This window comes from Tumebacillus flagellatus (genome assembly GCF_000714935.1).
GTDB lineage: Bacteria > Bacillota > Bacilli > Tumebacillales > Tumebacillaceae > Tumebacillus > Tumebacillus flagellatus.
On the sequence record NZ_JMIR01000031.1, the window covers coordinates 43,875 to 55,681 of the forward strand.

15 protein-coding genes, 1 tRNA gene and 1 pseudogene are annotated in these 11,807 nt (G+C 55.0%); 6 read left to right on the plus strand and 11 right to left on the minus strand.

The window, feature by feature from the left end:
* Positions 1-32: 32 nt before the first annotated feature.
* From EL26_RS17550 to msrA, 4 genes are all read right to left on the minus strand, one after another.
* The gene (locus EL26_RS17550) at positions 33-461 is read right to left on the minus strand and encodes a MarR family winged helix-turn-helix transcriptional regulator (protein ID WP_038091879.1); all 429 of its coding nucleotides are present in this window, start codon (positions 459-461) and stop codon (positions 33-35) included.
* 141 nt (positions 462-602) lie between these two features.
* Positions 603-1,076, minus strand: a complete 474-nt coding sequence (ybaK, locus tag EL26_RS17555; protein WP_202962866.1) for a Cys-tRNA(Pro) deacylase — start codon at positions 1,074-1,076, stop codon at positions 603-605.
* A gap of 89 nt (positions 1,077-1,165) precedes the next feature.
* Positions 1,166-2,101, minus strand: coding sequence for a hypothetical protein (locus tag EL26_RS17560; protein WP_038091890.1), 936 nt, complete (start codon positions 2,099-2,101; stop codon positions 1,166-1,168).
* Positions 2,102-2,234: 133 nt separating this feature from the next.
* Entirely contained in the window at positions 2,235-3,206 is a 972-nt protein-coding gene (gene msrA, locus EL26_RS17565) for a peptide-methionine (S)-S-oxide reductase MsrA (protein ID WP_038091892.1), read from the minus strand.
* Between the two features lie 112 nt (positions 3,207-3,318).
* Here msrA and EL26_RS17570 point away from each other — a divergent pair, with 112 nt between their 5' ends.
* Positions 3,319-3,819: a CBO0543 family protein gene (locus EL26_RS17570; RefSeq protein WP_038091894.1), complete on the plus strand. Its 501-nt coding sequence runs from the start codon at positions 3,319-3,321 to the stop codon at positions 3,817-3,819.
* On the plus strand, positions 3,809-4,294 hold the full coding sequence (locus EL26_RS17575; RefSeq protein ID WP_038091895.1) for a CBO0543 family protein: 486 nt from the start codon (positions 3,809-3,811) through the stop codon (positions 4,292-4,294). The genes EL26_RS17570 and EL26_RS17575 overlap by 11 nt, the downstream gene beginning before the upstream one ends.
* A gap of 40 nt (positions 4,295-4,334) precedes the next feature.
* Here EL26_RS17575 and EL26_RS26280 read toward each other — a convergent pair.
* The 6 genes and pseudogenes from EL26_RS26280 to EL26_RS17600 form a co-directional block, all read right to left on the minus strand.
* Positions 4,335-4,532: pseudogene (locus EL26_RS26280) on the minus strand (SMI1/KNR4 family protein); the annotation flags it as partial.
* Between the two features lie 129 nt (positions 4,533-4,661).
* The gene (locus tag EL26_RS17585) at positions 4,662-5,132 is read right to left on the minus strand and encodes an SMI1/KNR4 family protein (RefSeq protein ID WP_038091896.1); all 471 of its coding nucleotides are present in this window, start codon (positions 5,130-5,132) and stop codon (positions 4,662-4,664) included.
* A gap of 24 nt (positions 5,133-5,156) precedes the next feature.
* Positions 5,157-5,429, minus strand: coding sequence for an HNH endonuclease signature motif containing protein (locus tag EL26_RS26745; RefSeq protein ID WP_420802072.1), 273 nt, complete (start codon positions 5,427-5,429; stop codon positions 5,157-5,159).
* A gap of 163 nt (positions 5,430-5,592) precedes the next feature.
* A complete protein-coding gene (locus EL26_RS17590) occupies positions 5,593-6,483 on the minus strand; it encodes a WXG100 family type VII secretion target (RefSeq protein WP_038091898.1) in 891 nt (296 codons plus the stop codon).
* A gap of 99 nt (positions 6,484-6,582) precedes the next feature.
* Positions 6,583-7,539, minus strand: a complete 957-nt coding sequence (gene gluQRS / locus EL26_RS17595) for a tRNA glutamyl-Q(34) synthetase GluQRS (protein ID WP_081857305.1) — start codon at positions 7,537-7,539, stop codon at positions 6,583-6,585.
* Positions 7,540-7,637: 98 nt separating this feature from the next.
* A tRNA-Asp gene (locus EL26_RS17600) sits at positions 7,638-7,714 on the minus strand.
* A gap of 208 nt (positions 7,715-7,922) precedes the next feature.
* On the opposite strand from EL26_RS17600, the gene EL26_RS17605 reads away from it, so the two are divergent.
* The 4 genes from EL26_RS17605 to EL26_RS17620 all read left to right on the plus strand — a co-directional run bounded on the left by EL26_RS17605 (position 7,923) and on the right by EL26_RS17620 (position 11,197).
* On the plus strand, positions 7,923-9,104 hold the full coding sequence (locus EL26_RS17605) for an MFS transporter (protein WP_038091903.1): 1,182 nt from the start codon (positions 7,923-7,925) through the stop codon (positions 9,102-9,104).
* A gap of 91 nt (positions 9,105-9,195) precedes the next feature.
* Positions 9,196-10,068, plus strand: coding sequence for a YheC/YheD family protein (locus tag EL26_RS17610; RefSeq protein ID WP_038091906.1), 873 nt, complete (start codon positions 9,196-9,198; stop codon positions 10,066-10,068).
* Between the two features lie 104 nt (positions 10,069-10,172).
* The gene (locus EL26_RS17615) at positions 10,173-10,712 is read left to right on the plus strand and encodes a DUF1697 domain-containing protein (protein WP_038092126.1); all 540 of its coding nucleotides are present in this window, start codon (positions 10,173-10,175) and stop codon (positions 10,710-10,712) included.
* 92 nt (positions 10,713-10,804) lie between these two features.
* Positions 10,805-11,197 (plus strand): hypothetical protein, encoded by a 393-nt coding sequence (locus EL26_RS17620; RefSeq protein ID WP_038091909.1) that lies wholly within the window; start codon positions 10,805-10,807, stop codon positions 11,195-11,197.
* A gap of 48 nt (positions 11,198-11,245) precedes the next feature.
* Here the strand turns inward: EL26_RS17620 and EL26_RS17625 are convergent, their stop codons facing one another.
* The gene (locus EL26_RS17625) at positions 11,246-11,794 is read right to left on the minus strand and encodes a T6SS immunity protein Tdi1 domain-containing protein (protein ID WP_038091912.1); all 549 of its coding nucleotides are present in this window, start codon (positions 11,792-11,794) and stop codon (positions 11,246-11,248) included.
* Positions 11,795-11,807: the final 13 nt, after the last annotated feature.

Here is an 11,807-nt window from a genome sequence, read left to right on the forward strand (position 1 = left end):
GTCCCTCTGGATTCTTCCACTCCCTGAACCTCCTAGTCTTTCTCGTATCTCTCTACGTTTCGAATCATCTGTCCGAGCATCTGCCGAAGCAAATCGAGCTGCCCGGCGTCCAGTCCTTCCACGGAGTCTTGAATCGCTTGCGCTTCCAGCGGAATGGTTCGTTCCATCAACGCTTGGCCTTTCGCCGTCGCGTGGACGAGGAAAGCGCGGCGGTCTGTGGGACTGGGTTGTTTTTCGATCAAGCCCTTTTTGCCAAGGGCGTCGAGGATGCGGGCGGTGGTGGGCTGGTCCTTGGCGGCGCGCATCGCGAGTTCTTTTTGGTTCAGACCGTCTGTTTCGCACACGCGAAACAACACCGACCACTGCTCCGGTGTAATGTCGTGTTCGCGCAGACGCATCGTGAGCAACTGCGTGATCTTGCGAAACGTTTGGGAAATGAGGAAGCCGATGGGTGTGTCCATAGTGCGTCGCTCCTTTTACTTGTCATGACAATTATATGTCTAACATATATTTCGAGTCAAGAAAAAAAGTCCTGCCCAAGCGAGTGCGGGCTGGACTTTTCTTAGATTGCCTTGCCGTCGGGGTTGTTACTCCGAACCTCGTCAGCGGGAGATCTCAACGAGTTTCGCTTCGGTGGCGCGGATGAGGTCGGGACCGGAGAGGAAGATTTGCAAGCCGCGCTTTCCGGCGGAGATGGAGATCGTGTCGAGATGTTCGGCGCTTGCTTCGAGATAGAACGGGTAGCGTTTCTTCACGCCGAGGGGAGAGACGCCGCCGCGGATGTAGCCGGTGAGAGCTTGGATTTCCTTGACGGGGACCATTTCGGTTTTTTTGTTGCCGGAGACGGCGGCGATCGCTTTGAGATCGAGTTCAGCGTTGCCGGGGATGCAGCACATCAGCACGCCGGTTTTGTCGCCGCGCAGCACCAGCGTCTTGAACACCTGCTCCGGCGGCAGTCCCACTTTGCCCGCCACCGTCACCGCGTCGAGTTCGTCCTCGTTGACAGTGTATTCATGCAGCGTATACGAAATCTTCATCGTGTCCAAGATGCGGCACGCTGTGGTTTTCATGGAGATCGTCCTTTCTGCCGGTAGATCGTAAATCCGAAATTGAGGGCCAACACCCCCTTCTCTCAACGGAAGGGAGCGTTTGATACAGATGACGTTTACAGTTGGTATGTAGTTAAGTAGAGATTGAGATCTCTCAGATAGGCCCGATTCATCATCGCGGCGTCTTTGCCGTGGCTTCCGAACAGCAGCAGGTCTTTGTCGTTGTTCTTGGTGATCTTCGCCCGCTTGTAGAAGTCAGCTTGAAATTTGAAATACTTCGCGTACTCGTCGTTGATTTTTTTCAATTCGGGACTCAGGTTTTTGGACTCCGCTTTGACCTTCGTGTACAGTTCCTGATACGCCGGGCCGAGCGCGCTGATTTCCATGTCGAAGTTCCCGTTTGCCGGATCGTCCTTCCCGTTTACGCCAGCCACCAAGCCTGGCTTGACATCCTTGAGGCGAATCGGGATCATCGCCTGCTGGTACACTTGCCACTCGTAATCGCGGTCTTTGTCAAGCACCGCAGCCCCCCTGGGAACGCTGGCAGTATCTTGCAAGCGGTGCTCGTTCACATACTGTTTGTCAGCGTCCATATAGAGTTTGGCCTCGGCGGCCGCGTCGTTTTTGTAATGGGATGTCAGGTCTGACAGGATCTCTTTTCCGTGGTGCGTGTTGCTTTTGGCCTGTGTCTTGTAGTAGTCCATTTCCTGCTTCAGGTAGTCCGCATACTTGTCATGAACCGCTTTCAATTCCGGGGACAGTTTTCTGGACTCTGCACGGTTTTCCTCAATCAATTTTTGATAACTGTTGGCCGCTTCTGTCCACCCTTTTTTGACAGAACTCGATTCATCGAGCAGAGGCAGGACGCCTTTGGCATAGTTTTGGATGGACGCTTCGCTGCTCATGGTTCCAATCCACCACTGGTGATACAACGTGTACTCCTGTTGCCGTTCTTCATCGGTCGCGGCCTTACCCGAGGTGGATGCGCTGCACCCCGCGCTCAGCAAGACGCTGACGGCTGCCAGTGTGATGATCCAAGTTTTTTTACTCATAGGTTCACCCTACCCCTTCTGTACTCTATCTCTTTTTCCAAAGATACACTATACCACGTTTTTCCAGAATCATCCACGCAAAAAAGGCTCCCTGCGCACGCTTGGCACAGGGAGCCTTTTTGCTCCGGCAAAATTACTTGAACAGCTCCAGATACTCCCCGTACCCTTCCTTCTCCAAATCCTGCTTGGGAATGAAGCGCAGCGCGGCGGAGTTGATGCAAAAACGCAAACCGTCCGGGCCCGGCCCGTCGTCAAACACGTGGCCGAGGTGCGAATCGGCATGCCGGCTGCGGACTTCCATGCGCACCATGCCGTGCGACGTGTCCACTTGTCCGGTCACGTTGGACATCGAGACCGGTTTGGTGAAGCTCGGCCACCCGCAGTCGGAATCGAACTTGTCAAGCGAAGAGAAAAGCGGCTCGCCGGAGACGATGTCCACGTAGATGCCCTCTTCCTTGTGGTTCCAGAATTCGTTGCGGAACGGGGGCTCGGTGCCGTTTTCCTGCGTGACGGCGTACTGGATCGGCGTCAACTTCTCGCGGAGTTCTTCGTGATTTTTGCGCAAGGTCCAATGGCGGTCGATGAAGGCGTCCCGCCCGGAGCCCTGACGGTAGCGCTTGTAGTGCGCCGGATTTTTCTTGTGGTAGTCTTGGTGGTACTCTTCTGCCGGGTAGAACCTGCCTGCGGGCACAATCTGGGTGGCAATCGGCTTGTCAAACACGCCGCTCGCTTCCAGTTCGCGCTTGGATTCCTCGGCGAGACGCTTCTGTTCTTCGTTGTGGTAGAAAATCGCCGTGCGGTACGATTCGCCGCGGTCGTAAAACTGGCCGCCCGCGTCGGTCGGGTCGATCTGCCGCCAGAAGATGTCGAGCAGTTTGGTGTACGGGAACACCGCCGGGTCAAACGTGATCTGCACCGCTTCGGCGTGACCGGTGGTTTCCGAGCAGACCTCTTCGTATGTAGGATTCTCCGTGTGCCCGCCGATGTAGCCGGACACGATGCCGTGGATGCCCGGCAACTCCTCAAACGGGGTCACCATGCACCAAAAACAACCTCCGGCAAACGTCGCCAGTTCGCGGCGTTCGGACGTTACCTGTTCGCTCATTGACACAACCTCCTCTTGCTTTTGCAGCCTGATACCTTTCATTGTATCACCAAAGGATATTCCGTGCTGGATGTGGCACACTTTGCGTGAAGATGTGTTTTTCCAGAGGGGGATGGCGCCCTTGCTTTGGGTGGAGAAGATGATCCTCGTTGGTTCCTGTTTGGTCATCGCGTTGTTGCTGTGGAAGTTTGTGCCGAGAGAGCGGCTGCGGGATGCATGGGTGATTTTTTTGTTCAACCAGATTATAACCGGCGCCGGAGGTCCGTTCGTCGTGGAGAAACGGATGCTCGAATACCCCGTGCGGGAATTCAGCTATGCCAATTCGACAAGCTTTGTGTTTGAGTTTTATGCGTATCCGGCGCTGTGTGTGTTGTTCAACCTCCATTACCCCGAAGGCAAAGGTCTCGCACGGGGGTTGTTGCATTATCTGTTGTTTACGTCGGGGATTACGGCGTATGAGAAGGTGTTGGAAGTGTATACGGACTTGATCCGCTACATCAAGTGGGAGTGGTATTGGACGTTTGTTTCGATCTGGCTGACGTTTTGGATCACGCGGGTGTTTTACTTGTGGTTTCGCAAAGCGTTGCCCGGAGGTGATGCCCGTGTCCCTTGAACGTTGGGTGTTGGTTGCCTCCGGGGTCGTGTCGCTTCTCCTCTGGTTTTTGCTCGTCCCGAGGAACAAAATCCGCGAGGCGCTGATGGCGGGGTTTTTTTATCAGATGTTGGGGTGGATGGTTGAATTGATCGTCGTCCAGATGCGGTGGGTGGAATACCCGGTGCGCGAGTTTCCTCATGCGACGAGGATCAATTATACGCTTTTCACGATCGCGTATCCGACGGTTGTGATGCTGGCGGTTTTGTACGCCCCGCGGACGCGCTGGCAGAATCTGTTGTTCTTGTTGTTGGCGGGAGCGGGACTTGCGACGTTCGCGGATCTGGTAGAGATCTATACATCGTTGAGCGCGTATCGGCACTGGAATTGGTTTGCGTCGTGGGTGGCGTTCTTCATGAAAATCGCGCTGACATATGTGTTTACCGAGTGGTACCGCCAAGGTCTCGTACAAGAGAAAAAAGCCCAGACCCCGTGAGTTGCGGAGTCTGGGCTTTTCAGGTTGAACGCGACCTGCTTTATTTTTGGAAGCCGATGACGATCCATTCGTCGACAACATCCCAGAAGTTGATGTGGTAGCGGGGCTTTTTTTTTGAAGACCACAACACGGCATTGCCGTTGTCGCTGTTTTGCGTGTCAATGGCGACGTAGGTTCCCATGCCGTTGTGAAAAAAGCCGTACGTTGTGGTCAGGTCGATCTGGACGGGGGATGGTATTCCGCAGTTCAGACCCCGAATGCGCTTTCCAGATTTGCAACAGAAGTTCGATCCGCTTGGAGGACTCTGTTGTTGTGAAAATGGCCCGCCAAGAAGACGGGATGGATTCGATCAAAGAGACGGCCCCCATTATTCAGACAACATCGAGAAAAACTCCGACAGACTTCCGGCAACGTTTAGAAACACGGGGTTGAAATCTTCAGATTCTTCATGAAGCCACACAACAACCGATTGTTTTCCTTGATTCCTCAGGTCCAAGCACACAAAATCGCCTGCGAATAAACTGGCAAACGGGATGACATTTGCACCCACTAAGTTCTCATCATCAGTAAGCCGTGTATCAATTTGTGACAATACAACCTCGATGTCATACCACCCATGAGTCTCATCTGAAGCAGGATCTTCTAAGAGGCAAAGAAGTCTCTCGATCAAAAACTCCCTCCCCTTACCATGAAATACATTCGTGATCGGAGTTGCTCCATGATACGTTTTCAATAAGTCATGAAATTCACTCGGCAACTCGACTCTGCAAGCCCTCTCAAAGGACTTCAATCTCTGGTCTGTCGGGGGCGGTAAGATGCTTTCCTCTAAAAACTTCATTCTGATTCCTCCTCCATTTACTTACTATCTTCCAGACGGCCTATATGCCCATAAACCTGGGCTCCTACCGCCTTTATGAAAGGTAATGTTATGAACTCCAAATGGAACCAATTCCATTCTACCTGGTATCTCAGAGTGATGCCACGTTGTTCCTTTTGGACGACCGCCTGGTATGCGTGAGTCTAGCCACTCAAATTGAGCACTATCCGAGGACTGCCACATACTCTCCGGCAGTTCATCAACCTTTTGGATGACACCTGCTTTTTCGAAATCAGGGTATTGTGTGCCTGGCTTCATGGTGATCTCAGGAATAAGTCCCTTTTCGACTGCTTCTCGTTTCAAAGCAGTTTTTTGACCTGCCGTCAGATTTTCTCCTCCGGGAATGTCACTCCACTTCCAAGGCCGATTTGAATTGACTACATTTGCATAATCATCGGCTGTCACTTTAACTTCTTGATTACTAGGTGCTGAACCAGATTGAGTTCTGCGGGCTTCTAATAGCGTTTCGTCTTTTTGAAGATTGTTGAGTCCTTTGAGGGCCGCTCCTGCACCATAAGCAGCTTCTGCTACACCTACCGCAGAAACGCCGGCTCCTGCGACCGCCCCAACTCCCGTCCATGAAAGCAGCACGCCCTCCCGCTGCCAGAAGAAGACCGTCCAAGGCCGTTACAACTCCGATCCCGGTTGAAATATAGTCACCGACGATCTTGCCCTGCACATATTCATCACTTCTAAAATCCGCTTTGTCATCAACAACGAGGTCAAGCAATCCCCAAGTCTCCGAAGATGCAACCGCATATTCGACACCTGTCAAAAAATCCAGCGCTTTTTCCCACCAATGACGTACTTTTGGCGTTGACGTTTGACTCGGTGCATGGTTTTGTACCGCATAGACAAACAGCGAATGCAGCACAGGCTCAATTTCCCGCAAAGCTGTCGCTGCCTGCTCATCTGCCGCACGCGCTTCCATCTCAGCCGCATAATATAGGTCACGCGCCCTTTGTCGGATGCTATGAGACTCACTCTCATAGTGGGGGTCAGAAGTATTAAGATTTTGCAACTGCCATTCAACCTGTTGAGCTTGTCTTCTTAAATCTTGAATGTGGTCATTCCGATTGGCAAGTGTTTGAAGTTGTGTTGCCGCTTGTTCTAAAGCACTGGCTACCTTTTGCAAATCTCCCGCCATTTGTTCATGGACTCGGTTAAAACTTTGAGCCGCATCGCCTTTCCAATACTGTAAAAGGTGATGTGACGCGTCGCTGTACCGCTTGCCTTGTCCCCTCAGCGCGTTGGCCCCCGCCGTAAACTGATGGGCCACGTATCGTAAATTGTAGGAGTCCGCTTGAAACACAAAACCGACCACCCTTTTTCTCTCAATCTTACCAAAATCGGAAACTTCAAAAAAGCCCAGACCCCGTGAGTGAGCGGAGTCTGGGCTTTTCAGGTCTTCTTACATCAAGTCGCGAAGGGCGGACTCGGTGACGGAGACGGGGGCTTGCGCGAGTTTGGCGAGATCGAAAGCGGGGATCAAATCGGACGCTTGCACGGGCTCGGGGCGGTCGAGGAGGCCGCACCAGTACGCCAGCCAGCCGAGCAGTTTCTCCGGTCGGGTGCCCGCTTGCCGCATCTCGGTCAGCATCACGGCGCCGTCGCGCTTGGAGAGGCGCGCTCCGTCGGGGCCGTGCAGCATCGGGACGTGCGCAAACTGCGGAGCCTGCCAACTCAGCGCTTCATACAGCAGCAGTTGACGCGGCGTGGAATCGAGCAGGTCTGCGCCGCGCAACACGTCGGTGATTCCCATCAGCGCATCGTCCACAACCACCGCGATCTGATAGGAAAAAATCCCGTCCGCCCGCTTGACCACAAAATCACCGCCCGCTCCCGCCGGAACGTGCTGCTCTCCCAACACTCCGTCGGTAAACGCAAGCGGATGCTCCGGCAACTTGAAGCGCCAAGACGGAGTTTTGACTTTCTCCTTGGCGGCGCGCTCCTCCGGGCTCAGATTCCGGCAGGTGCCGAGATACACCGGACCTTCGGAAGTCAGCCCGTGCGGAGCGCCCGCGATGCCGTGCAATTCGGCGCGGGAGCAGTAGCAGGGATACAAGCGGCCGTCCTGCCAAAGCTTGTCCACAGCCTGCTCGTACAAGTCTACGCGCTGGCTCTGCACATACGGCGCGTGCGGGCCGCCCGTGTCGGGCCCTTCGTCCCAATCGAGTCCAAGCCAGCGGAGGTCGTCGAGCATCTGCTCGGCATATTCCGGCTTGCAGCGCGGGCGGTCGATGTCTTCCATGCGCAACACAAATTCCCCGCCGACAGCGCGCATCTGCAACCACGCGAGCAGGGCGGTTTGGGCATTGCCGATATGAAGTCGTCCAGAAGGAGTGGGAGCAAATCGTCCTCGTCTCATCGTTCGCATCCCCCAGTATGGGAAGTTGGTAGGTAGGTAGGTAAATAGCAAAAAATGCAGGGTTTCCCCTGCATTTCCAAATGTCTCTGAAATTAAAGTGGCGGAGCTGACGGGATTCGAACCCGCGGTCTTCCGCGTGACAGGCGGACATGTTAGGCCTCTACACCACAGCTCCTCGTTACAACCGTATCATAGCAAAATACACTGGCGTATGCAAGACCTTTTTCACAGAAAAAATTACCTGCACTGCCGGGATCGCGGGACAGGAACTTTTTCGTGCCTATATCACAAAAAAGTACGTTCTATCCTCCACCGTCTGTATGCCCGATAATACAGTTCATGGCTGGCTCACACCGGCAAAATAACTCTAAGGAGGGAAAGTCATGAACATGGAAAAAAGAACAAGCACGTTGTCCCTCTTGGCGTTGGCCGTCAGTGCCTTTGCCATCGGGACGACCGAATTTATTAGCGTCGGCCTCTTGCCATTGATCTCGCAGGACTTGAACATCCCGATCACGACGGCGGGGTTGACCGTTTCGCTGTATGCGCTGGGCGTGACGCTCGGCGCTCCGATTTTGACGACGTTGACGTCGCGGATGTCGCGCAAATCGCTGCTGTTGTGGATCATGGTTGTTTTTTTACTGGGGAACAGCGCGGCGGCGAGTGCCGGCTCGATTGCGCTCTTGTTGATCGGGCGCGTGGTGTCGGCGTTCGCGCACGGTGTCTTCATGTCGATCGGTTCGACGATCGCCGCCGATCTCGTGCCGGAAAACCGCCGGGCGAGCGCGATCTCGATCATGTTCTCCGGTCTGACGGTGGCGACGATCACCGGCGTGCCGATCGGCACGTTTCTCGGACAGCACTTCGGGTGGCGGATTGCGTTTTGGGCGATTGTCGCGATCGGAGTGGCGGCGTTTCTCGCCAATGCTCTGCTCGTGCCGTCGAACCTGCGTCCAGGAGGGCGAACTACGTTCCGCGACCAAGCCAAACTGCTCACGAACGGGCGTCTGCTGCTGATGTTCCTCATCACGGCGCTCGGGTACGGCGGGACGTTTGTGGTGTTTACGTACCTCTCTCCCCTGCTGCAAACGATCACGGGATTCAGCGAATCGGCCGTGACGGTGATCTTGCTCGCGTACGGGATCGCCATCGCCGTCGGGAACGTGCTGGGCGGAAAAGCGGCAAACCGCAATCCGTTGCGCGCGCTGTTCTATATGTTTGTCGTACAAGCTGTGGTGTTGGCGGTGTTGTCGTTGACCGCACCGTTTCAAATCGCGGGCTTGCTGACGATTCTCTTGATGGGCTTGTTTGCGTTTATGAATGTGCCGGGGTTGCAAGTGTATGTCGTGATCTTGGCAGAGCGCTATGTTCCGAGCGGCGTGGACGTGGCGTCGGCGATCAACATCGCGGCGTTCAATGCCGGGATCGCCATCGGGTCGTACTTTGGCGGGCTGATCACCGATTCGATCGGCCTGATACACACCGGCTGGATCGGCGGACTGATGGTGCTGGCGGCGGTCGTGCTGACCGCTTGGAGCCGAGGATTGGAACGACGCGCCGGGTAAAGACACCGAAACACAGAAACGAAACCCGCTGTTTTTTCATATGGTATCCTGCAAAAACATGCCAACTCGTGGCAGAAGCAGGAGGCGGCTCATGAAGGAAAAAGCGCGGTATGACGAAGAGCGTGGAAACTACACCAAGTGGGAGATGTACCGCTTGTTGGAGGGCGAAGACCTTGGCCCGTTTCATCTACCGGTGACGGAGGCGTTGAGCCTGGACGCGGTGCGCGGGATGTTGGCGCGGTTTTCGTCCGTGTTTCTCAAGCCTGTGGACACGTGGGGCGGGCGCAGCGTTGGAATGCTTCAAGAAGTCGAGGGCCGTTTGATCTGGCGCTTGCAAGGTGCAGAAGCGCAAGAAGTGGAGTTGGAATCGGTCGTGGCGGCGTATGACGGCATTGACGCGATCGTGCAGGAGGCGGCGCCTGTTGTATTTTTTCAAGGGCGTCCGTTTGATATCCGGACGCATCTGCAGCGCGACCCGGACGGCGGCGGCTGGGTGTATGCGGGCGAACTCGTTCGCGTCGGCGGAGGCGTTGGCGTGGTCTCGAACGTGGAGATCAGCGGCGGGCAGGTGATGACGCTGGAGGAGATGGTTCGCGAAGTGTTTGGCGAGGCCGGCACGGAGTCCGATTCCGGCGGGATTTGCGCGGAGTCGCTTCGGGAAGAACTGGAGGACGGGAGCCTCGCGGTTTGCGAACTGCTGGAGCATGTGCCGCACTTTGTGGAAATCGGATTTGATGTGTGCCTCGATGCCGACGGCGGTCTCTGGCTGATCGAAGTCAACGCCAACGACGCGCTGGGCGGGCCGAGTCATGAGCTGTTTGCGAAACTGCCGGATCAGACGCTGTATGAGCAGATGATGGAGCGGTACCATGCGCGCCAGAGAGGTTTTTTGGAACTGCTGTTTGGCGCGATGGAGATGACGGTGGACGGCGAGTTCGAGGAAGAGACGGACGAGGAACACTAGCAAAAAGCGTGGAGAACGGGAGCGATGCGGGCCCGTTCTCTTTTTTGCGTGGTGCTTGTGGTATAATTTCGGAGTAAAAAAATAAAGGGGCGGTGTACATCACGATGACCATCTATGCAGCGTTGTTGCGAGGAATCAATGTCGGCGGGAACAACAAAATCAAAATGGCCGACTTGCGCAAGTTATTGGAAGAGACAGGTTTGCGCCGGGTCCAGACGTATATCCAGAGCGGGAATGTAGTGTTTGAGGCGGACGAGAGCACGCCCGAGTCGCTGGAGCGGCAGATCGAGGAAGGAATTCGGCAGGCGTTCGGGATGTCCATCTCCGTGCTGGTGCGCACGGGTGAGGAATTCAAGCGAATCGTGGAGGAATCGCCGTTTCAAGCGGAGACGTTGGGCGAGGGGGACAGCATCCACATCAACCTGTTGACAGTGGCACCCGCGCAGGAGGTGTTGGAGAAGTTGCCGGACTTGCCGCTGGGCGACGACGAGTACCGGCTGATCGGGCGGGAGTTGTACATGCTGTTGCGGCAGAGCATCTTGGAATCCAACGTGCCGAAGAAATTTCAGAAGCTCCTCCCGCAGACGTCGCGCAATTTGAAGACGATGGTGAAGCTGTATGAGATGGTGCGGGCAATGGAGTGAAGTTGAGGGAAGTAAAAAACGCACTTTTGCGGGAGTTGTGCTATAATTGGTTTAAATTGGAAGTGAGGGATTGGGAGAGGGGACGTCTGGAGATGAATGCTCAAATCCCTGCGGTGATCAGCGCCGTGATTTTTGGCGCGGTGGCGTTGTTTCAGCTGTTGCTCGCAGCGGGGCTGCCGTTCGCGCATCTGAGCTGGGGCGGCAAGCACCAAGGCGTGTTGCCGGGGCACATGCGGTTGGCAAGTCTGCTCGCTGCGTGTGTGTTGGTTTTTTTGACGCTGGTGTTGTTGGTGCGAAGCGGCTTGCTGGCGATGGATGTGAATCACACGGTGACGTTGGTGTTGGTTTGGGTGATCACGGCGTTCATGGGCTTGAACACGCTCGGGAATCTCGCGTCGAAGAGCCGGATGGAGAAAGTGGTGATGGCCCCGCTGACGGGCGTTGCTTGTGTGATGTGTTTGTTGGTTGCGGTTTGGAGTTCATGAGAAAAAGGCTTCCCCTTGGTGATGGTTTGGAGGGGGAGCCTTTTTGCTTTATTCGATGGGGCCCACGAGCTCGGTGATGAGGCGGAGGTGTTCGAGGAGTTGCACTTTTTTCAAGTTTTCTACTTTCTCCGCACCCCCGAGGGCGAGAAGCGGGACATAGCCGAAGCATTCGTCGTACTTGGGCGCTCCGTATTCTCGAACGGCTTCCAGAAACGGGGCGGCGTCTAGGTCCTTTGTCAGAAATTGGGGGTCTTCCAGATCGGAGAAAAAGAACTCAAAGCCCGCCGAGATCCCTTGAAACTTTCCTTTGCGGTAGTTCACAAGTCGGACGTAGCGGTTTTCCTCCCATGTGATCAAATCGCCCATCGCCGTCGCCAAAATCGGGATGGCGACACGGCTGCGGAAGTAGGAGGTGTGCAGCACGTCTTGAAATTGATCCGGGTTGATGATTTTGAGATACCCGGTGAGGAGGGTTCCGAAGCCGTATTGTTGCCAGATCGCTGCGAGCTCTGCGGGGATTTTTCCAGCAAATTTATCTGCAGTTTCCTGTGGAACTTGGTTCTCTAGTACGAAGTCTTGAAAAATCTTATCGCTCATCGTCCTTCTCCTT